The 21,910-nt window shown below is 48.5% G+C and carries 21 protein-coding genes; 14 read left to right on the top strand and 7 right to left on the bottom strand.

Features of this window, described 5'->3' with window-relative positions; translation table 11 throughout:
* Positions 1-5: 5 nt before the first annotated feature.
* The 3 genes from araH to OCU74_RS15715 are packed head-to-tail and all read right to left on the bottom strand — an operon-like array spanning position 6 to position 3,581.
* Positions 6-995: an L-arabinose ABC transporter permease AraH gene (gene araH, locus OCU74_RS15725; RefSeq protein ID WP_087481958.1), complete on the bottom strand. Its 990-nt coding sequence runs from the start codon at positions 993-995 to the stop codon at positions 6-8.
* 12 nt (positions 996-1,007) lie between these two features.
* Positions 1,008-2,525 carry an L-arabinose ABC transporter ATP-binding protein AraG gene (araG, locus tag OCU74_RS15720; protein ID WP_087481957.1) on the bottom strand — a complete coding sequence of 506 codons (1,518 nt, stop codon included), beginning with the start codon at positions 2,523-2,525 and terminating at the stop codon, positions 1,008-1,010.
* A 51-nt stretch (positions 2,526-2,576) separates the two neighbouring features.
* Positions 2,577-3,581 (bottom strand): arabinose ABC transporter substrate-binding protein, encoded by a 1,005-nt coding sequence (locus tag OCU74_RS15715; protein ID WP_087481956.1) that lies wholly within the window; start codon positions 3,579-3,581, stop codon positions 2,577-2,579.
* A 423-nt stretch (positions 3,582-4,004) separates the two neighbouring features.
* Between OCU74_RS15715 and OCU74_RS15710 the strand changes: the two genes are divergently transcribed.
* The 6 genes from OCU74_RS15710 (at position 4,005) to OCU74_RS15685 (ending at position 12,063) form a co-directional block, all read left to right on the top strand.
* Positions 4,005-5,720, top strand: a complete 1,716-nt coding sequence (locus tag OCU74_RS15710) for a ribulokinase (protein WP_087481955.1) — start codon at positions 4,005-4,007, stop codon at positions 5,718-5,720.
* 56 nt (positions 5,721-5,776) lie between these two features.
* Complete coding sequence (locus OCU74_RS15705) at positions 5,777-6,478, top strand: L-ribulose-5-phosphate 4-epimerase (protein ID WP_087482050.1); 702 nt, start codon at positions 5,777-5,779, stop codon at positions 6,476-6,478.
* Positions 6,479-6,487: 9 nt separating this feature from the next.
* Positions 6,488-7,990: an L-arabinose isomerase gene (gene araA / locus OCU74_RS15700; RefSeq protein ID WP_087481954.1), complete on the top strand. Its 1,503-nt coding sequence runs from the start codon at positions 6,488-6,490 to the stop codon at positions 7,988-7,990.
* 49 nt (positions 7,991-8,039) lie between these two features.
* Positions 8,040-8,561, top strand: a complete 522-nt coding sequence (locus tag OCU74_RS15695) for a hypothetical protein (RefSeq protein WP_087481953.1) — start codon at positions 8,040-8,042, stop codon at positions 8,559-8,561.
* Positions 8,562-8,690: 129 nt separating this feature from the next.
* Positions 8,691-9,527 (top strand): arabinose operon transcriptional regulator AraC, encoded by an 837-nt coding sequence (araC, locus tag OCU74_RS15690; RefSeq protein WP_087481952.1) that lies wholly within the window; start codon positions 8,691-8,693, stop codon positions 9,525-9,527.
* A 295-nt stretch (positions 9,528-9,822) separates the two neighbouring features.
* Positions 9,823-12,063 carry a type III effector HrpK domain-containing protein gene (locus OCU74_RS15685; RefSeq protein WP_143693255.1) on the top strand — a complete coding sequence of 747 codons (2,241 nt, stop codon included), beginning with the start codon at positions 9,823-9,825 and terminating at the stop codon, positions 12,061-12,063.
* 71 nt (positions 12,064-12,134) lie between these two features.
* Here the strand turns inward: OCU74_RS15685 and OCU74_RS15680 are convergent, their stop codons facing one another.
* From OCU74_RS15680 to OCU74_RS15670, 3 genes are all read right to left on the bottom strand, one after another.
* Positions 12,135-12,515: a hypothetical protein gene (locus OCU74_RS15680; RefSeq protein WP_087481950.1), complete on the bottom strand. Its 381-nt coding sequence runs from the start codon at positions 12,513-12,515 to the stop codon at positions 12,135-12,137.
* Positions 12,516-12,591: 76 nt separating this feature from the next.
* Positions 12,592-13,494: a DMT family transporter gene (locus OCU74_RS15675; protein WP_087481949.1), complete on the bottom strand. Its 903-nt coding sequence runs from the start codon at positions 13,492-13,494 to the stop codon at positions 12,592-12,594.
* Positions 13,495-13,511: 17 nt separating this feature from the next.
* Positions 13,512-14,111, bottom strand: coding sequence for a pentapeptide repeat-containing protein (locus OCU74_RS15670; protein ID WP_087482049.1), 600 nt, complete (start codon positions 14,109-14,111; stop codon positions 13,512-13,514).
* Positions 14,112-14,354: 243 nt separating this feature from the next.
* On the opposite strand from OCU74_RS15670, the gene OCU74_RS15665 reads away from it, so the two are divergent.
* The 8 genes from OCU74_RS15665 (at position 14,355) to tatC (ending at position 20,888) form a co-directional block, all read left to right on the top strand.
* Entirely contained in the window at positions 14,355-14,588 is a 234-nt protein-coding gene (locus tag OCU74_RS15665; protein WP_087481948.1) for a hypothetical protein, read from the top strand.
* 96 nt (positions 14,589-14,684) lie between these two features.
* Positions 14,685-16,232, top strand: coding sequence for a DNA recombination protein RmuC (rmuC, locus tag OCU74_RS15660; RefSeq protein ID WP_087482048.1), 1,548 nt, complete (start codon positions 14,685-14,687; stop codon positions 16,230-16,232).
* Positions 16,233-16,346: 114 nt separating this feature from the next.
* Positions 16,347-17,099, top strand: a complete 753-nt coding sequence (ubiE, locus tag OCU74_RS15655) for a bifunctional demethylmenaquinone methyltransferase/2-methoxy-6-polyprenyl-1,4-benzoquinol methylase UbiE (protein WP_087482047.1) — start codon at positions 16,347-16,349, stop codon at positions 17,097-17,099.
* Between the two features lie 13 nt (positions 17,100-17,112).
* Positions 17,113-17,718: a ubiquinone biosynthesis accessory factor UbiJ gene (locus OCU74_RS15650; protein ID WP_087481947.1), complete on the top strand. Its 606-nt coding sequence runs from the start codon at positions 17,113-17,115 to the stop codon at positions 17,716-17,718.
* Positions 17,715-19,349: a ubiquinone biosynthesis regulatory protein kinase UbiB gene (ubiB, locus tag OCU74_RS15645; protein WP_087481946.1), complete on the top strand. Its 1,635-nt coding sequence runs from the start codon at positions 17,715-17,717 to the stop codon at positions 19,347-19,349. The genes OCU74_RS15650 and ubiB overlap by 4 nt, the downstream gene beginning before the upstream one ends.
* Before the next feature lie 42 nt (positions 19,350-19,391).
* On the top strand, positions 19,392-19,613 hold the full coding sequence (tatE, locus tag OCU74_RS15640; RefSeq protein WP_087481945.1) for a twin-arginine translocase subunit TatE: 222 nt from the start codon (positions 19,392-19,394) through the stop codon (positions 19,611-19,613).
* A gap of 8 nt (positions 19,614-19,621) precedes the next feature.
* On the top strand, positions 19,622-20,053 hold the full coding sequence (tatB, locus tag OCU74_RS15635; protein WP_087481944.1) for a Sec-independent protein translocase protein TatB: 432 nt from the start codon (positions 19,622-19,624) through the stop codon (positions 20,051-20,053).
* 85 nt (positions 20,054-20,138) lie between these two features.
* Complete coding sequence (gene tatC, locus OCU74_RS15630; protein WP_087481943.1) at positions 20,139-20,888, top strand: twin-arginine translocase subunit TatC; 750 nt, start codon at positions 20,139-20,141, stop codon at positions 20,886-20,888.
* A gap of 19 nt (positions 20,889-20,907) precedes the next feature.
* On the opposite strand, the gene OCU74_RS15625 is transcribed toward tatC, so the two are convergent.
* Positions 20,908-21,825: a LysR family transcriptional regulator gene (locus OCU74_RS15625; RefSeq protein ID WP_087481942.1), complete on the bottom strand. Its 918-nt coding sequence runs from the start codon at positions 21,823-21,825 to the stop codon at positions 20,908-20,910.
* Positions 21,826-21,910 lie beyond the last annotated feature (85 nt).

The raw sequence follows: 21,910 nt of genomic DNA, 5'->3' as shown, positions 1-21,910 counted from the left end.
ACCACTTAAACCTTTCTTGAAGCCTGTTTGTAGCGGTCAAAGATAACCGCAGCCAGCAGGATTGACCCACGGACAACATATTGGGCAAATGGTGACATGTTGAGCAGGTTCATCGCATTTTCGACAGTCCCCAGAATCAAGACCCCGGCAATCACGTAGGATACTTTTCCGACTCCGCCTTTGAGCGAAACACCACCCAGTACACAAGCTGAAATCACTACCAGCTCGAAGCCGACAGAAGTCATCGGTTGTCCACTGGTCATCCGGGCGGCGAGAATTACTCCGGCCAGTGCAGAAATGAATCCGGACACCGTGAAAATGATCAGTTTGGTTTTCACTACGTTCACCCCGGCAAGGCGGGCTGCTTCTTCATTACCGCCGATTGCGAGTGTGTTGCGGCCATAGACTGTCCGGTTGAGCAGGAATGCGAAGATAATGAAAGTGATAATCGTGAGCCAGATTGGTGTCGGAATACCGAGGATGGAAGAGTTCCCCAGAGCAAAAAAGCTTTCTTCGGTGATACCGACGGCTTTCCCGTCAGAGATGATATAACCCAGCCCCCGGGCAATCTGCATGGTTGCCAGTGTGGTGATCAGTGCATTGACCTGAAGTTTCGCGATGACGAATCCGTTGATCAGACCAAAGAATACCCCGGAAAGTAGCCCGGCGATAATTCCCAGTGTGACACTGCCGGTAGCATTGATTGCGACGGCGGTGACGACACCGGCACAGGCAATCACTGAAGCGATCGATAGGTCAAGATCGCCACAGGCAAGACAAAATAGCATGGCACAGGCGACCATGCCGCTCATGGAAATCGCCAGTCCCAGACCTTTCATGTTGATAAAGGTGGCGAAGTAGGGGACGAAAAAAGCACAGAGCAGAAACAGTCCTGCAAAAACTATAAGCATGCCGAATTTATCCCAGATGTGGGATAAATCAATGCTCGGTTTCTTCGTCTCAGTGGTCTCTGGTTTGGTGGTTGTAATTGCCATTACTGATTTCCTCTATGCTGCGACAGGGTTGCTTGTACCCAACATCGCCAGACGTAATGCGGTTTGTTCATCAAACTGGTGGCGTTGCAGCTCTCCGGTAACTGAGCCATCTTTCATGACCAGCAAGCGGTCGGAGATACCCAAGACTTCCGGCAGATCACTGGAAACAACCAGAACGGCCACGCCGTTTTCTGCCAGCTTGAAGATCAGTTCGTAAATTTCAGATTTTGCCCCGACGTCGATGCCCCGGGTAGGTTCATCCAGCAGAATGACTTTCATGTCTGTAGAGAGCCAGCGGGCCAGAATGACCTTCTGCTGGTTACCACCGGAAAGTTCACCCAGTAGCTGGTCGAGGGAAGCTGCTTTGACGTTCAGTGCTTCACACTGTAGGACCGCGTTTTTTTCTTCCCAGCGAAAATCAATCCGTCCACCCGATTTGAGAAAGTCCGGCCGGGCGCTGATATTGGTATTTTCCCGCACGGAAAGAATCGGCACGATACCATCGGCTTTGCGATCTTCCGGACAGAGTGTGACGCCATTGCGAATCGCTTCTCCGGGAGACTGAATACGGACCGCCTCACCCTGAACATAGATCTCACCTGAAGTGGCTTTATCCGCACCGAAAATCAGCCGGGTCAGTTCGGTTCGTCCGGCTCCGACCAGACCGAAAAGCCCAAGAATTTCTCCCCGGCGGATGTCGAGAGAGACAGGTTTGCTCAGTCCCGGCCCCATCAGTTCATGAATCTTAAGGCCACTGGCGCCGTATTCACGGCCGCGATAGTTATAGATATCGTTGATTTCCCGGCCAACCATCAGCTCAACCAACCGGTCGTGAGTCAGCTCGTCCAGTGTATCGAAAGTCTGAACGTGGGTTCCGTCTTTAAAGATGGTGATGGCATCACACAGTTCGAAGATTTCTTCCATCCGGTGTGATACATAAAGAATAATTTTGCCGTCGTTACGTAGTTCACGGATAACTTTAAACAGATTCTGAATTTCCCGCTGCGACAAACTACTGGTGGGTTCGTCGAAGGCGATAATCTGTGCATTGCGACTCAGCGCTTTGGCGATTTCGACCATTTGCCATTGGCCAATAGAAAATTCCTTCAGCGGACGGGACGGATCGAAGTCTTCTCCCAGCCGGGCCAGTTGTTCCCGTGCATTGCGGTGAAGTGTTTCCCGGTCAACGGAGCCGTTTCTGGTCGGTAACTGACCCAGATAAATATTTTCAGCGACACTGAGCTCAGGGACCAGATTCAGTTCCTGATAAATAATGGCGATGCCGTGATCCAGTGCATCGACGGTTGAAGAGAACACAGCGGACTGACCATCAATGATCAACTGTCCTTCTGTGGGTTGATAGAGTCCGCTGAGGATTTTCAGCAAGGTCGATTTTCCGGCACCATTTTCTCCCATTAATGCATGAATGCTACCGCTGCGAACATGAAAACTGATGTTCGAAAGGGCTTTCACTCCCGGGAAGTGCTTGGAAATCTGACAAAACTCTAAAGAAGAGGGCAATGCTGCCATAGTGGCCTCCTGTGGGTTCAGAAGGTGGCACGACGTGCCACCTGCCAGATATTACAGTCCTTTTTTCTTCAGTTCTGCTTTGTAGTTATCCCGGGTAATGAGGACAACATCAGTGACTTCAACGAATTTCTTCGGTGCAACACCATCTTTGACCCATTTGTACAGTGACTCGATACTCTTAAAGCCATGAACGTCCGGGCTGGGGAGCAGAGAGCCATAGAAACCAGTCGGTTTAGATTTGGCTAGTTCATTCACTGCATCAACACCGTTGATACCGATACCGATGACATTCTGTGCATCGAAACCCTGACCTTCTGTTGCCCGGATACCACCCAGTACAGTGTTGTCGTTCATACCGACAACCAGCCAGTGTTTGACATTCGGATATTGCACCAGCAGAGAGTTGGCTGCATCCAGTGCGCCGGGAATATCGTTGGTTTTGGTTGGGACACGATAGATTTGATTGGCAGGGAATCCGGCAGCTTTCAGGGCGCTGATTGAACCGTCAACCCGGCGGCGGGCTGTGTCCAGCTCATCGGCGGTAATAGCCATGACAGCACTATCGGCGGGATTCCAGCCACGTTTGGTCATCTCTTTATACAGTTCCTGACCCTGACGCTGGCCGATCTGGCTGGCAGCCATCATGACCAGTGGTACGTTGGTCATAGGCTTGCCTTTGGCATTGAGGAACTGATCATCAACGGTAACTACTTTTAAATCGTAGCTTTTGGCTTTTGCCATAATCGCCGGACCTAATTTAGGATCCGGTGTACAAATAACAAAGCCTTTGGCACCGCTGGCTGCGAGTGTATCGATCGCATTGAGGGTTTTTTCGCCATCGGGAATCGCCATTTTTATCACTTCAAAGCCATACTCTTTTCCGGCTTTTTCAGCAAAACTCCATTCGGTCTGGAACCAGGGTTCTTCTGGCTGTTTTACAAGATAACCCAGTTTGAGTGTGTCATCATCGTTACCGAAAAAAGCATGAGCAGAGGCACTGAGTAATGCAGTACCTGCTAGAGCGGCGACAGCGAGTGTTTTTCTTATCGTCTTCATGTTGCTATTCCATCCACTGGTTGTAGGGTTGTTTCGGGGACATTATTTGTACAAGCAGATAAGGATTGAAGTGATGAAAATCACAGCAATGAAAGGTAGCTATTTTGTCCATGCATATAGCGTGAGACAACATGACCCAGATCTCAAAATGATATTATCCTCGATTTAAGTAGGCTTTTAATGCCTATATACATGACGTTTCCGTAATATTTCGACATAAAGTGCATAATTGCGTATTTTTTAAACTAAAGCTCAAAAAAAGAGTTGTGGCGTTTTTATCCATATTTTTAGCCACGGCGTTCATGTTCCCTCGTCCATTCCATCGCTATAACTGACAACACTGAATATGAGCTGTGAACTCGCTGCACTTTTAAATGATGGCAATCTTTGAATGGTGCTGGTGACTTGAAAATGGTGAGAGTTATGGAGAAGAGACAGAAGAGTGAGCCCTGTGTGATCGGTCTGGACTTTGGTTCAGATTCCGTCCGGGCTTTATTGGTCAATGCCCGTTCCGGCACCGAGCTGGCGTCGGGGGTGGCGGAGTATCCCAGATGGAAAGAAGGCAGATACTGTCAGCCGGCACAGTCGCAGTTTCGCCATCATCCGCTGGATTATCTGGAGTCGATGACTCAGGCGATACAGGCGGCGGTTGCACAGGTAACTCCGGACATCGCACAGTCTGTGGTTGGTATTGGTGTCGATTCTACCGGTTCAACGCCAGCTCCGATTGATGCTGACGGGCAAATACTGGCGCTGCGTCCGGAATTTGCCGATAACCCGAATGCCATGTTTATCCTCTGGAAAGATCATACCTCTGTTCCGATGGCTGAACGAATTAACCAACTGGCACACTCCAGCGATTTCCCTGATTACACCCGCTATGTCGGCGGTATTTACTCTTCCGAATGGTTCTGGGCGAAAGCAGCCTGGGTGAGTGAACAGGATGCAGCTGTTGCCCGGCATGCCTATAGCTGGGTTGAGTTGTGTGACTGGGTGCCTGCGGTACTGAGTGGCAATCAGCACCCAGATGTTCTGCGCCGGGGCATGTGTGCTGCCGGACACAAAGTGATGTGGCATGAATCATGGGGCGGATTACCTTCAGAAGCATTTCTTACCGCCGTGTCGCCAACTCTGGCTGGTCTGCGGGAACGCATGTATCACGACGTTTATACCGCAGATCAGGTTGCCGGTTATCTGACCGAAGCATGGGCTGAGCAACTGGGACTGGAAGCAGGAATTGCCATCGCTGTTGGTGAATTTGATTGCCATATGGGCGCCGTCGGTGCCGGTGCCGGTGCTCATGATCTGGTCAAAGTTATCGGGACATCAACCTGTGACATTCTGATGGTTGAGCCTTCGCAGGTGGCGGACAAAGCGATTGCAGGAATCTGTGGGCAGGTTCTGGGCAGTGCATTACCGGATATGACAGCGCTGGAAGCCGGACAGTCGGCATTCGGTGATATTTATGCCTGGTATAAACGTCTGCTGCTCTGGCCGGTTCAGCAATATCTGAGTGAACATCCGGATGTCAGTTTTGATCTGACCGATTTTGAAAATGCCCTGATCCCGCAGTTGACTCAGGCAGCCGCTGCACTGGATGAAGGTGGAAATCAGGCGCTGGCGGTGGACTGGCATAACGGACGCCGGACGCCGGATGCCAACCAGCGTCTTAAAGGCGCAATTGCTGAACTGAATCTGGGTTCGACAGCCGTCGACCTGTTTGCCGGGCTGGTCGAGGCGACGGCTCATGGTGCTAAAGCAATAGTGGACTGTTTTGTCAATCAGGGGGTTAACGTTGACCGGCTCGTGGCGATTGGCGGGATTTCGCAAAAATCGCCTTATGTGATGCAGACCTGCGCCAATGTGATTGGCCGGGAAATTGTCGTGGCTGAATCAGAGCAGTGCTGTGCATTGGGTGCTGCAATTTTTGCTGCCGTGGCCGCTGGAGTCTATCCGACAGCTCAGGAAGCACAAAAGCAAATGGCGAGTCCGATCAGCCGCACTTATGTGCCTGAATCAGCAATACCCGGCGTACGGGAAAGCCGCTACGCCATGTACCGTACGTTAGGACAGTCGCTGGAGCAACTGTCTGTAGAACGTTCGAATGACACAGAATCTTCTCAAAGGGGGGACGCATGACCACTGATGTTTCTTTTACACCCGATTTTGTCGTTGATGCTGCATGGAAGACCCGGATGGATTTGCTGAGAGAGCAGGTCTGGCAGGCCAATATGGATTTGCAAAAACACGATCTGGTGACCTTTACCTGGGGCAATGTTTCCGGAATTGACCGGGAATCCGGTCTTGTGGTGATTAAACCGAGTGGCGTCGCGTATGAAGACCTCTCTCCGGCCAATATGGTTGTAGTGGATCTCTGCGGACAGCGGATTGAAGGCGAGTTAAACCCTTCCTCGGATACGGAGACTCATCTGGAGTTATACCGGGTTTTCCCTCAGATTGGCGGAATTGTCCATACCCACTCAATGAATGCAACATCCTGGGCGCAGGCCGGTAAGCCGATCCCGCCACTGGGAACAACTCACGCTGACTACTTTTACGGCCATGTGCCTTGTACCCGCTCTCTGACCGATGCAGAAATTCAGCAGGACTATGAGCTGAATACCGGGAAAGTCATTGTAGAAACCATCGGACAGCAGGAACCCCTGGCGATTCCGGGGATTATTGTCAAAGAACATGGTCCGTTCAGTTGGGGGAAAACGCCGGATCAGGCAGTACATAATGCCGTTGTCCTTGAAACGGTCGCAGCCATGGCACTGAAAACGCTGCAAATCAATGCGGATGTCCATGCAATCAATCAGACACTGCTGGATAAGCATTATCTGCGTAAACACGGCAAGAATGCTTATTACGGGCAGCAGGAACATAATGAGAAATAAGGATACACGATGAAAATTTTCGATAAAAAACAGGTCTGGTTTGTCACCGGTTCCCAGCATTTATACGGACCTCAGGTATTACAGCGTGTTGCTCACCATTGTCATGATATGGTTGCAGGGCTGAATGCGTCTGCCGATATTTCTGTGTCGATTGTCGAACAGCAAACCGTTAAAACACCGGATGAGATTCTGGAAGTGTGTCGGAGAGCCAACAATGATCCGGATTGTATCGGTCTGGTGTTGTGGATGCATACGTTCTCTCCGGCCAAAATGTGGATTGCCGGCCTGAGCCAGCTCAATAAGCCTTTTCTTCATCTGCACACTCAGTTTAATGCAGAGTTGCCGTGGCAAGACATTGATATGGATTTCATGAACCTCAATCAGAGTGCGCATGGCTGTCGGGAGTTCGGTTTTATCGGAACTCGTCTGAACCTTAACCGGAAGGTCGTGACCGGTCACTGGCAGAATGCATCGGTTCACCGGCAAATTGATGACTGGTGTCGTGCAGCTGTCGGAGTTGCAGAAGCTCAGCAGCTTAAAGTGGCCCGGTTTGGCGATAACATGCGTCAGGTCGCTGTGACTGAAGGGAATAAAGTCTCAGCTCAGATTCAGTTTGGTTATGAAGTTCACGGCTATGGTCTGGGTGAACTGAGTGAGCGCGTCAATGCGGTGACTGACAGTGATATTGCGGCACTGGTTGATGAATATGCATCAAATTATGAAGTCGCTCCCAGCCTGCTTAATGACCGGGATTCTCTGGCAATTCTGCAACAGGAAGCGCGTCTGGAACTGGGAATGGAACAGTTCCTGACAGAGAAAGGTGCAGGAGCCTTTACCAATACATTTGAAAACCTGAGCGGACTGACTAACCTGCCCGGACTGGCGACACAGCGCCTGATGGAAAAAGGTTATGGCTATGGCGGTGAAGGTGACTGGAAGACTGCGGCGATGGCCCGGATTATGAAAGTCATGGGACAGGGTAAACCCGGCGGAACCTCCTTTATGGAAGATTATACTTACAATTTCGGTGAGCGTAGTCAGGTTCTGGGAGCGCATATGCTGGAAGTCTGCCCGTCGATTGCGGCAGCCCGGCCGAAAATTGAGATCCATCGCCATACGATTGGCTGTGACTGTCCGATTGCCCGGATGATTTTCTCGGGGAAAGCTGGCCCGGCTCTGAATGTTTCCGTGATTGATTTGGGCGATCGTTTCCGGATGCTGGTGAATACAGTGGATACCGTAACACCACCGCAGGATCTGCCGAATCTGCCGGTTGCTCATACACTCTGGGAACCACATCCGAGTCTGGAACAGGCTGCGACAGCCTGGATTTATGGCGGCGGAGCACACCACACGGTGTACAGTCAGGCTGTATCGGTCGATATGTTGTCTGATTATGCTGAGATTGCCGGAATTGAGATGGCCCTCATCGATCAACAGACCGATCTGCGTCAGTATAAACTCGATCTGAAATATAGCAGCCTGTACTACCGGCTGAATGGTCAGGTATAAACCGGTCTGGTGTCTGCCGTGAATGGCAGACACCGTATAAGGAGCCAACGTGAAGATAGATCCGGATGAGCTTCAGTTGTCTGATCGGGCGCAACTGTTTCATCACCACTGGAAATTAGAGATTGTTTCACATACGCCGGTGGTATTTCAGTTGTTCTCCCATTCCCGACTGGCTTTTAGTGGTCAACTGGAGTTAATCAATAATGATGAAGTCGTCAGTATGGAAGACTTTCACTGGCGGTTTCGGGTCAAAGATAACCGGATTGAGCAGTGGTGCAATGTTCAGCTCGAAGAAACACTTTCGCTCGGGATCTCTTATTCTTTCCGTCCCGATGCACTGGTGATTGAGTATATGGCGAGAAACCGGGTGCCGACACGTCTGGATATGCGTCATCAGATTCAGGCGATGCATACCGGCCATACCGAACAGGCCTCGGTTCAGGAAGTGAAAAACCGGCTGGAGCAGTTACAGCATCAGTATAATGAGCGGCCGAGCGACTATCTGGTGTCGTCCGGGAATAAGCATTTCAGGGAGGCATTTTCTGCGACCCAGTGGATTTTTCTGAATTAAGTGTTTTTCTTAGAATAGAGAGTCAGGTGTAAAAAGTTTTGCACGAAACTGTGAAGTGAAAAAACGTACGGAATCGGAGAGTTATCGTACACTCAAATGTTACAGGAAAGCAGCAGTATAGGATGTGGAATGCAAGACGATCCGCTCAAACCCGGGTATAACTTTGATGCACATCTGGTGGCCGGACTGACTCCGATTATTGAAGGAGACGAACTGGATTTTACCATTGACCGGCCCAACGGGATGAAAGGCTACATTATTAACCTGACCAGTAAAGGTGAGGGAACTCTTTTTTCCGGCAAAGACGCACTGGATGTCGGGCCGGGTGATTTGTTGTTGTTTCCCCCGACGGCGGCCCATTATTACCATCGTAAAGAAGACAGTGTGTGCTGGTTTCACCGCTGGGTGTACTTTCGTCCCAGAGCGTTCTGGCATGACTGGCTGAACTGGCAGGAAGAACACCACGGGGTTTATGTCACCCGTGGATTGGATCAGACAACCATTCAGAATCTTGAACATCTGTTTATCGATATTGAGTATACGTCCAAATCCGATGAACCCTACCGGAGCGATCTGTCGATCAACCTGTTGGAACAACTTCTGATTCGTTGCAAAAGTATGCAGCCCGATGTGGTCAGTAAACCGCTTGACCCACGGGTAATTGAAGCCATGAATTATATGACCCAGAATCTTAATCAGGATTTCACTATGGATATGGTGGCTTCGCATATCTGTCTTTCTCCCTCCCGGCTGGGGCATCTGTTCCGTGAAGAAATGTCGATGACTATCACCCAGTGGCGTGATGATCAGCGTATCAGCCGGGCAAAGCAATTACTGGTCACGACAAACTACTCGGTCAACCAAATCGGCCGGATTGTCGGCTATACCGATCCACTCTATTTTTCCCGTGTGTTTAAACGCAAATCGGGTGTCAGCCCGAAACGCTATCGTGAACAGATCACCTGAATAGATAGCCTGAGCGTCTCTGATCCCGCACTTTGTGGTTCTTTACCCGCATAATTGCGACAGAAATCATATATTGACTGAAAAAACAGTTAAATAGACTGATTAAGGAACCAGCGGATACTCATATACCACGTAAGACATATATACCCGAATAATTTCAAGATGCAGGACTCCGAGTGTTTTCAATGAATCGCTATTCACTTTGAATAGCGACAGGCATTCCTTTCCTGCGTCGGAGAATGATATGGCGGTTAACCGCCACTTGTATGTATTCAACCGATAGGGAAAGAGTATTGTGAGAGTCGATAGTAATGTACATATGCCGATTACGCTCAGTGATGAGTCGACGAAGGTATTGCAGAATGCATTGTCTCCGCCGGCTCAGCAGAAAGGGCAGGGAATCAGCTTCGGCACTGCATCTGATTCTGCCAAAACGATGGGTTCTAATGGTGGCTTTCCTGAGCCAGGTATTCAATGGAACAGTCGGGGATTTGCCTCGTTCTTCAAAAGAGTAGGGCAGATACAGCAGGAGAATGCAAAGAATCTGGATCGGATCATCGAAAATGCGATGAAAGAGGTGGAGAAAACAACCAGCTCCGTTCAGTTTTCTGTGACGATGGAACCTTATAATGCGGCGAAGGATCCGGAAGTGCTGGCCGCCATTGATAACTCTAAATACAGCAGTCCTAAAGAGTTACATAAATGGGATAAAATGGTCAGTCACCTGCCGCCGGGACAGAGAGAAGGGGCCGCCAAAGAGCTTAACCGGGCTTATGCGGCAGCAAGGCTTGCCCGGGATGGTGGTGCTGCCGGTGAACGGGCAATGGCTTTTATTAACGCCAACCCGGCGATACGGACCGCTGCCGATACGGCTGAGGGCGGAAAATATTCGAAAGCCGACGGCAAAATCACCAGTAAAGACCTGAAGGTTTTTGCCAACAAGCTGGAAGACCGGGCCAAAGAAGCCGGTGAGATGATGGATGAATACCATGAGAAACATCCACAGGCAGACGAGCAAAGCTTAAGTATGGCCCGTTCTGCTGCGCTGATGTTTGCCAATGACCCGATTATCCGTTCCGGTTCTGCGGCTAAGGCTTATGGCGCAGCAGGGCAGCAGGATACTAAGTATCTCAATAAAAGTGATTTGCAGGCATTATCTGATCCGGCAAACAATCCGGGATTGCCACCACAATTGATCGAAGCCTCCAGATTATGGGGTAATCCGGGGATGTTCAATATTCTGGATGATCTGGGATTGCGGGGCAAAGATGTTGCCCGGCATGGTGGAGATCAACTGGCCGATTTTCATGATTTTCGCTCTTTTATCGAGAATCTGGCACCGACGAGCGGTGAAGAGTTTGCTGACTTTATGTCATATGCAGCGATGTCGAATGCAACGGCTAAAATCGATACCAGTAAACTGGATGGCGATGTTTTTAAACATCCGGAACAATATACCGGTGCCGCGAAAGCTGGCGTGTTGATGCGTTTGCAGCGGATGAATGAATATGTCATTGCCGGACGTGACATCCGTGATACTGAAGGAACTGAGAAAGAGCTGCAAGCGAAGATTGAGCAGTTACAGGACGATCCGGATGTACAGAAATTTCTTGAAGAAAAGTCCAAAGAGAATAAGAAAGCAATCATCAATTCTTCTTCTGACTTATCCCGGAGTGTCACCCGGCATATGCATGATGAAGTACTGACTGGAAACGCGCTGAAAAAATCATTGCAAAGCCATGATGGTAAACCGTTGTCTGCGGAACAGGCAACGCAGGCGTTAGCGGGATTTCATGATGAAGTGCAATTATATCAGGATCTGACCGGCAGCCATCTTGAAGTTGCGGACATTGTCAGCGATCGCCCGGATCTGGAGCGGAAACTGCGGCAGGTATCCGGAGAAGTCAGTAGCGGTGATTTGCTGACTGAACTGGCTAATAAAAAGGGAACTTCGGCAGAAGATGCACTTAACGGCTACTGGACCAGTGTCGCTTTTATGGATGATGCTCTGGCAAAGACTTCCGATGGTGGATTGGGGATTCCGGGTGGTAATGTTCTGAAGAAAGCGCTGAAAAAAGCCGGAATCGATTCTCAGCAACTCAATGCGATTAATGACTCGACTCTGAAAGCATTGATGAGTTCGAAAGACAATGTTATGTCGAAGCAGTTTCAGCAGCTTGAAACCGGCAGTGGCAATTTGTTACTTGATAAACTGAAAGATACAGCGATTAAGAAAGGGGCGAAGTGGATCGCGAAAAAAGGCGCTAAATTTGCGACGAAGATGGCAGCATCTATCGCAGGACGTGCAGTTGCAGCCGCGGCTGGTCAGGCGGCGGGGGCTGCTATTTCCAGCACATTAAGTGCTGCCGGTGGACCGATTGGTGCTATTGCCGGTGCTGCGGTCGCTGTTGGGTTCGGTATTGCTGATCTGGTGGGCTTTTTCAAAGGTAAGGCGAAAAAACGCAGAGAGCGGCGGGACTTTGACCACACGGTGACGCAGACACTCAATCAGTTCGGCATTACCAGACCGAAGTAGACAGTTACTTGTGTAGAAAGTTACTTGTGAATACAGCCTCTGTTGTTTGTGCAGAGGCTGTGAACAATTGATTACTGAGCGTTAACTTTTTCGATACTGACGTGTGCACCACCACTGTTTAAGAGGCCATCATCGACAAAAAAGAAGTACATTCGTCCTTCTGTTTCTATATAAGTTTTTTTGCCGGCTTCAACGGTTTCAATTCTCATCTTTCTTGGTGGCTGTACATACATGACCCCAAGATTGGTCATTCTGGCACCGTCGTTGGTATTGAAAATGGCGTCGTTGTCGGTAATTTCAAGCTCATAAGTGACGTCACGTTCTACTTTTACTTCGTAATATTCGCCACCATTCGGGCCCACATTATTTCCTATGGCATCAACATAGATTGATTGAGCAAATGCGTTGGTACTGAGAAAAAGTGCGGTTGTAAGTAACGTTCTATATTTCATCGGGATATCCTTTAGTAAGTTATTATTTGGCCCGATGAGTTTATTCTTTATACATACAAATATGCAACTGGTTGTGTTATTGTTTGGCCGCATGCATTCGTTTTTTCCCGGCGAACTGCTGAATAACCAGCCCTCCGATAATACAGATGAGCCCGAGAATAGTACTTGGATGAATCTGCTCGTGAATGATTACGGACAGGAGTACCAGTGAAATAAACGGAGAGATAAAAATCAGGTTGCTGATTCTGGCGGTGTGACGGGTTTGTTTCAGCGCATTGAGCCAGAGAAAAAAAGTAATCCCCATTTCAAATAATCCGACATAAACTGCGCTCAGCCAGCCTTGGGGCGTGATATGAGACCAGTCTGCATCTTCGTAAAGAGACAAAGCAATGATACACGGTGTCGCGATAAGAAATCCTAACAACAAACCAATGACCGGATCCGCTTTATTCTGAGTGTTCAAAATCCAGTAACCGGCCCAGAGTAATGTCGATAGCAGCGCCAGTCCGACCCCAAGCGGGCTGTCGAAATGCAGGGCCAGCAGATTACCTTGTGTGGCAATGATCAACACACCGAGATAACACAGAACTGCGGCCAGATAATCTTGTCTGCGGATTTGCTGTTTCAGAAAAACAGCCGCCATGATCGTTAAAGTGATTGCCCAGCTGTAATTAATGGATTGTGCCTGAGACGCGGGTAACAACCGATAGGCCTGAAACAGAATCAGGTAATAGCACAATGGGTTAATCAGACCTGAAAGGATGAAATAACCCGGATTCGCCGTAAATGTCGGGATGATGTGACGGAGCTGGCGTTGTAATGTGCAAATCGCCAGCAACACTGCTGATGATATAACACATGCAACAGCTAACATCTGTATCGGTGTCAGTTGTGCCAGCGTCAGTTTGAATGCCGTGGCAACAGTTGACCAGAGGAGAACTGCAGAAATACCGAACATCAGGGCACGTTTTTCGTTCATTGATAACACTTTCCTGTTCAGTCGGCGAGCTCAATTCCCAATGTTTCCAACAGGCTCAATGCCTCAAAACGGGAGAATCTGGCTTGTTGTACCTGGTTTTCCAGCACATGAATGGTGTAGTTGACTGAATCAGTAAAGTCGACGGATTGCAGGTTGGTACGCATGAAGAGACTGTTGGTGAAATCACAGTCTGTCATGGTGGCTCCGGAAAAGTTACCTTCCCGGAAATCTACATCGTGGAGCTTGCATGATTCCAGAACCAGTCCGGTCAGAGTCAGTCCGAACATTGATGAATCATTGAGGATACATTCATAAAATTTCAGATCAGGATCTGGATAGTAAGGTGGCCAGTAAGCCTGTGTCCAGTCGACACCAACGAGTTTACAGTTGGTAAACTCAGTTTCGAAGAAGCGGGTTTGCGGAGTTTGTAGCAGGCTCAGATTACATTGCCGGAATGTACAATCGAGAAATTTGCAGTGTTTGAATGTTGACTGCGAAAAATCGCAGTCAATAAATTCACAGGACTCAAACTCTGAGTCGGTACAGGTAAACGCCGGTAGAGAGATATTTTTAAATGTTGTTTCAAAGTAACTTTTATTGCTTTGTACCTTTTCCACATTTGTCTCCCTGTGTGCTGTATTTTCTATCGGCTGCTTTGATTGCCAGAGCATAACATAACCATCAACAAACCATGTTATCTGTGTCATATAAAGGATAAAACCAAATGTGACAACCTGATTAATTCGTGGGAGCCTGATCGCATGACCAAGCTGAGTGATTCGGTTTCTTCTGTTTTAGTCGGTAGGGTTGCGGGACATTGGAGGAATTGACTCTCTGCAGCAATCAGGAAGGAAATATCAATGACGAGTGAGAAAGTACGTGGAAAAATTTGGGGGCTTTGCTCGTCATGTGGTCCGACGGAGATCGTTTCCCGGCTGAAAAATGTACATTTGCTGGGCCCGGCCGGAATGGTGATGGGAATAGTGGTGATGACTTGCAAGCAGTGCCAGCAGGTCGTCAATGTACCCGATGAATCCATAGAATGTGTCAGAGAGGTATACGGTCAGCTCACAACTCAGGACATCAGTAGCTAGTCTGAGTCATCCTTTCCTCAAATCCACTGGACATTGATCCAGTCCGGCAATACCATTTTTAGTTATATATGCTGAGAAACAGAATTTTTTCCCATGATGCAATGGATTATTGAATATCAGTCCCTGTTGTATATTTTGACCATCGGTGTCGTTGGCTCGGCCGGTATTACGGGCTGGTGGATGAAGCAGAAAATGCGACTGGAATTGAGCCGGTTGCAGCAACAGCTGGATAGCCGGGAGCAGCTTCACGAGCAGGAACTCTCTCAGGTTATGACTCAACTGCGGCAGACTCAGGCTGATTTGCATGAATCTGAGGATGCACAGGATCTGGCGATGGCAGAACTCAGACAGTTACATGGTCAGCATATGGCTTCAGTCGAAAAGCTGGGGCAAATGGCGGCTTTGCAACAGGAACGGGCACAATTAAGTAGTGAGTTGACTCAGTTGCGGGAGCAAAAGGCGCAGTTGCAGGCGCAGCTTCGGGAGCAGGAAGCTCGTCATGAAGCTCAGATGACAGCCAGTCAGGAAAAATTGCAGTTGTTGGAGAGGGCTGAGGAACGCTTAAAACAGCAGTTTGAACAGTTGGCTAATCAGTTGTTTGATGTCAAAACAGCGAAGGTTGATCAACAGAATAAACAGAGTCTGGAAGGGTTGCTGAATCCGCTGAAACTGCAACTGGAAGGGTTCAGAAAGCAGGTGAATGACAGTTTCACCCAGGAAGCCAAAGAGCGGCATACACTGGTACATGAGTTGAAAAACCTGCAACGTTTGAATGAGCAGATGGCGCAAGAAGCCTTGAATCTGACTCAGGCACTCAAAGGTGATAACAAACAGCAGGGGAACTGGGGTGAGGTTGTTCTGGCCCGGGTGCTGGCAGAATCCGGATTACGTGAAGGACACGAATATCAGACGCAGGTCAGTTTGCAAAATGAGTCAGGAAAACGCTATCAGCCGGATGTGATCGTTAATTTGCCAAATGATAAGCAGGTGGTGATTGACTCTAAGATGGCTCTGGTTGCTTATGAACGCTACTACCATGCAGAGAATGATGAAGCGCGGGATAAAGCACTAGGTGAGCACTTACTTGCAATCAGAACCCATTTGAAAGGGCTTAGTCATAAAGATTATCAGCAGTTGAAAGGTATTCAGACGCTGGATTATGTGTTGATGTTTATTCCGGTTGAACCGGCATTTCAACTGGCAATTCAGGCCGAACCCGCTTTAGTCAAAGATGCGATGGAACAAAACATCATCATCGTCAGTCCAACCACACTACTGGTTGCCTTACGCACCATCGACAATTTATGGCGTAATGAATACCAGAATCAGAACGCACAGTTGATTGCGGAAAAAGCCGGAAAACTGTATGACAAACTGCGTCTGTTTGTTGATGACATGGATGCGTTGGGCAGTGCGTTGGAGAAGGCCGGTCAGAACTATCAGGGAGCGATGAATAAGCTGGTAAGCGGACGTGGTAATGCAATTCGTCAGGCAGAAAGTTTTAAGCAGTTGGGTGTTGAAGTGAAGCGCCCCATCGCTTCCCGATGGGTTGACGAGTCCCGAAAGGCAGCTTCTGAAGAAGAATCAGCGGAAGAAAATCTGCCGATTGCAGAAAGACATCCGACAGGGGATAAAGTAAACTAGCGCAATCAATGAGTCAGCCACATTTGTTCACCTGAGAAAACAGGGAATTTGGTAATGCTATCTGTGGCTTATGTTGCATCATTCAAGGTAGGTAAAGGCGTGCAATCAGAAAAAATGGCAGCAAATCAGGAAACCACTCATTTTGGTTTTGAAACCGTCGCCAAGGAGGAGAAAGTCCGTAAGGTGGCAGAAGTCTTTCATTCCGTCGCAGCAAAGTACGACATTATGAATGATCTGATGTCCGGCGGCATTCACCGGCTATGGAAAAGATTTACGATTGATTGCAGCGGCGTTCGTCCGGGACAGAAAATTCTGGATTTGGGCGGCGGTACCGGAGACCTGACCGCGAAGTTTTCCCGGATAGTCGGAGATACAGGACACGTTGTTCTGGCAGACATCAATAACTCAATGTTGTGTGTCGGCCGGGACAAACTACGGGACAATGGCATTATCGGGAATGTCCATTATGTTCAGGCAAATGCGGAAGAATTGCCATTCCCCGATAACTATTTTGATTGTATCACTATCGGTTTTTGTTTACGGAACGTGACGGATAAAGATCAGGCACTGCGTTCGATGTATCGTGTGCTGAAGCCCGGTGGACGCTTGCTGGTTCTGGAATTTTCAAAGCCGATTTTTGAGCCGTTATCTAAAATCTACGATACCTACTCTTTTCACCTCCTGCCGAAAATGGGGCAGGTGATTGCCAATGATGCAGACAGTTACCGATATCTGGCCGAGTCTATCCGTATGCATCCAGATCAGGAAACCCTGAAAGGGATGATGGTCGATGCAGGTTTTGAGCAGGTCAGTTATTACAATCTGACTGCTGGCATTGTCGCACTTCATCGTGGCTATAAATTCTGAAGAGGCGGTGCCTATGCCATTTGAACCTTTACTGACCGCAACGATTGAAACTGTCCTGAACCGACTTGTTCAGGACGACCCGGCACTGGTGCGCCAGCTTGCCCGCCTGAAAGGGAATGTCATTCAGATCCATCTTAAAGAACTGGATAAAACGCTGACGTTTGTGTTCAGTCAGCAGATTGATGTGTTGGCGCAGTATGAAGGAACGCCGGATTGCTATCTCTCTCTGACATTATCAATTCTGCCACAGTTACAGGAACAGGCGAATATCACTCAATTGATTAAGCAGGATAAACTGGTTCTGGAAGGTGACATGCAACTGGCTCAGAAATTCTCTCAGCTGATGACAGACTGTAAGCCGGACTGGGAAGAATGGTTGTCGCGTCTGACCGGAGACGTAGTTGCGCATACTGTGGCTCAGGGGGTTAAGGATTTCGGTCATTTCCTGCAATCTCATCATCAGCGTCATCAGTCTCATCTGGCTCAGGTTCTGACAGAGGAGTGGCGGATTGCGCCGGGGCCACTGGAACTGGCTGATTTTTGTGATCAGGTGGACGAAGTACAGAGTCAGTTATCCCGGCTTGAAGTCCGGATCCAGTCTCTGACGGAGAAACTATGACGCCGACGGAAATCAAACGGTTATACCGGATTATCAAGGTTCAGTTGGAATACGGTCTTGATGAATTCTTACCTGATCATCACTTGCTCAGAGCGCCGTTACTGGCCCGAAAATCCCTGTTTTGGTTACGTAACCGTCACCCGGAAAAAGCGTTGGGTGAGCGGCTGCGGCTGGCACTTCAGGAATTAGGGCCCGTCTGGATTAAGTTCGGGCAGATGATGTCCACCCGGCGGGATCTGTTTCCCCCCCATATTGCGGATCAGTTAGCACTATTACAGGACAAAGTTTCACCTTTTGATGGGCATCTGGCAAAGAAGCAGATCGAAGATGCTCTGGGTGGGGCAGTTGAAACCTGGTTTGATGACTTTGCGATCGAACCTCTGGCTTCGGCATCGATTGCTCAGGTACACACGGCGACACTAAAATCCAATGGCCGGGAAATTGTGATTAAAGTGATTCGTCCTGATATTCGTCCGGTGATTGCTGCAGATATCAAACTGATGTACCGCATGGCACGTCTTGTGGCGAAAGCACTTCCAGAAGCGCGGCGTTTAAAGCCGGTTGAAGTTGTCCGTGAATATGAGAAAACCCTGAAAGATGAGTTGGATCTGCGCCGGGAAGCTGCGAATGCAATTCAGTTGCGGCGCAATTTCGAAGGGAGCGAAGAACTCTATATTCCAGAAGTAATTTCTGAGCACAGTAATGAAACGGTGATGGTGTCGGAGCGTATCTACGGAATACAGGTTTCGGATATTGAAGCGTTGCAGGCGAATGGTACGAATATGCAATTGCTGGCGGAGCGTGGGGTCAGCGTTTTCTTTACTCAGGTATTCAGAGACAGTTTCTTTCACGCCGACATGCATCCGGGCAATGTGTTTGTCCAACCGGCTCATCCTGAAAATCCACAGTGGATCGGATTGGATTGCGGCATTGTCGGGACGCTGAACAAAGAAGATAAACGCTATCTGGCTGAAAACTTTCTGGCATTTTTCAATCGTGATTACCGCAGGGTCGCTGAATTGCACGTGGAATCTGGCTGGGTGCCTTATGACACTAATGTCGATGAGTTCGAAAGTGCGATTCGGGTGGTGTGTGAACCGATCTTTGCCAAGCCTCTGTGTGAGATTTCATTTGGTCATGTCTTATTAAATTTGTTTAATACTGCACGTCGCTTTAATATGGAGGTCCAACCTCAGCTGGTATTGCTGCAAAAAACGTTACTTTATGTGGAAGGTTTGGGCCGTCAGTTGTATCCTCAGCTGGACTTGTGGAAGACGGCGAAGCCGTTTCTGGAACGTTGGATGGTTGATCAGGTTGGTCCGGGAGCGATACTTCGTTCTATCCGTGAGAAGGCACCATTCTGGGCTGAAAAACTGCCGGAGCTACCGGAACTTGTCTACGAAAGCTTAAAGCAAGGGCGAGTGATGAACCAGCGGGTAAACGCGATGTATCAGGATTACCGGCAGGTGAAACGGGATCAGGCCAGAGGGAAGTTTTTCCTGGGTATTGGTGCAACTTCGATTATTTGTTCGGCTGTGTTTATCGCCGGGCACGAGGTGGATCTGTCGATAGGCACAGCAGTTATCGGCGGTATGTCTTGGTTATTAAGTTGGATGTTCTATCGCCGGTAGAGTATCTGTGATGTGTTTGATTACGAAATAAAAGGTAATGGCATGGGTGGAATTAGTATTTGGCAACTGCTTATTATTGCGGTCATCGTTGTTCTGCTTTTTGGGACAAAGAAATTGCGGGGCATGGGAAGTGATCTGGGAAGTGCTGTCAAAGGCTTTAAGAAAGCGATGAATGAGGAACCTTCTGACGCTAAGCGTGAAAAAACGGATGAAGAGCAACAAAAAATCGCCTCTTCTGCTCAGAATCATCAGGATAAAGAGTAGGTATCTCTGTGTTTGATATCGGTTTTTGGGAGCTGGTATTAATCTCGGTTATTGCGCTGGTTGTGTTGGGACCAGAGCGTTTGCCACATGCAATTCGTAGCGTGGCTCGCTTTATCGCATCGGCAAAACAGATGGCAAACAATGTGAAGAATGAGCTGTCTCAAGAGCTGCAGATCCAGGAACTGAGAGAAAGTTACCAGAAGGCTGAGCAGCTGAAAGTGAAAGACTTAGCTCCTGAACTGCATGAATCGATCGAGTCCCTGAAAGAGGTTGCTCGTGAGGTTCAGCAGCCTTATGCTGCATCGGCAGAAGAAGAGCAGCCGTTAGCACAGTCGCTGGAAGCGCCTTCAGCGCCAGAACATGATGTACTGGCTGATAAAGTGAGTTCGACTGAGTCTGTGTTACCCGAGAAGCTTCCTGTAGAGAAACATCCTGAATAGCAGCGATCTTACGTCACGGACATGAAACGACAGTGGAATATGTTGTTTAAGCTGTGGTTTCATCCTGACGCAATATGGAGTCAATATGTCGTCTGTTGAGCAAACTCAACCTCTGATTAGTCATTTACTGGAATTACGCGATCGTTTATTACGTTGTGTCGTGGCGGTTATCGTTGTATTTATCTGTCTGGTGTACTTTTCCAATCATATCTATGAGTTTATCTCTAAGCCTTTGGTTGAACGGTTACCTGAGGGCGCAACCATGATTGCGACCGATGTCGCATCTCCGTTCTTTACACCACTGAAGCTGACGCTGATTGTCTCCGTATTCGTTGCTGTACCATTTCTTCTCTATCAAATCTGGGCTTTTGTGGCACCGGGGTTGTATAAGCATGAACGCCGGCTGGTGATGCCATTGATGTTTTCCAGCTCAGTTCTGTTTTATGGTGGTGTCGCGTTTGCCTATTTTGTGGTTTTTCCGCTGATCTTCGGTTTTTTTACGGCAATTTCTCTGGGCGGCGTTTCTTTTGCAACGGATATTTCCAGCTATCTGGATTTCGTACTGGCGCTGTTTCTTGCCTTTGGAATCGCTTTTGAAGTCCCGGTTGCTATTATCTTGCTTTGCTGGACCGGCGCAACGACTCCGGCAACATTACGGGAGAAACGCCCTTACATTGTTGTGGCCGCCTTTGTTGTCGGGATGATGCTGACACCGCCGGATATTATTTCTCAGACATTGCTGGCCGTACCGATGTGTCTGTTGTTTGAAATCGGTGTTTTTTGTGCCCGTTTCTATACGAAGAAAGAGTCAGAGGTTGAGGAATCTGACTCATAGCTGAGATCGCCCAGAGACACTATTGATACGGTTCTCTGTACTCATCGTAGTGAGTCAGAAAAGATTTCACCTGATGATTGATCATGTGGAATCTTTCGGGGAGTTTCCGGCTGTGTTTCTTCACCAGATAGAGTGTTTCCGACGCGCTCTGATCTGACTTTATGATGTCGAGCTTAGCAGCATCACTAAAACTTTCGACTGCAAACTGCGGCAGTACGGTAAATCCTAATCCCCGGGAAACTGGAATTAATATTTGATTGATCTGGTTGATGTAGCCGGAAACCGGGATGTCTTCCTGTTTTAGTGAGGAGATAACTGATTGACTGATGTCTGCCAGATATAAAGATAGATAGTGATCGACATCCGGGTGGCGGATGAGTCCTAACTTCATCAGTGTCTGACATGGGGCTGATTGAAAGGTATTCTCTTTCGGCAAAGCCAGACACAAAGGATCATCACAAAGCTGCTCTGCATCAAACAGGCTTTTATTCGGAATGGATGCGACCAGTCCGATATCAATTTCACCCGCTTGTATTCCTTTCAGTATGGCGTGATTCGGTGCTGATTCCAGATGTATGACAAGTCTGGGGTGCTGTTGTTGTATCTCAAGCAGCCGGGGATACAGAAATAAAGCCAGTGCACCGGAACAGGCAATACGATATTGCCCTGTATATGGATCATGGAAGTTGAGCCGGTCGAGTAACGTGGCTTCACCCTGTTCGAGCTGACGGGCATATTGATATACCATTCTTCCCTGTTCCGTGATTTCAAAGCTTTTATTAAAACGCTGGAGCAGTTTATGTCCGCAGGCTTCTTCGAGTTTCTGGATATGCTGACTCACTCCTGGCTGAGTCATGAACAGTTTCTCTGCTGTCCTCGTGAAGTGTCCCGTTTCAATCAGTGTTTTGAATGTGTTCAGCCAGACCGGATTGAGCATAACTTTTCTCATAATAAAAAATTATCAAAATGATGATAAATGATAATTTTCGGGCTTTACAAGTTTTAAGTAGTCTCTCGGGCAA

Origin of the sequence: Vibrio mangrovi, from assembly GCF_024346955.1 — a bacterium.
GTDB lineage: Bacteria > Pseudomonadota > Gammaproteobacteria > Enterobacterales > Vibrionaceae > Vibrio > Vibrio mangrovi.
The sequence above is the reverse complement of the archived record's forward strand: the minus strand, read 5'-3'. Positions and strand labels throughout refer to the sequence as shown.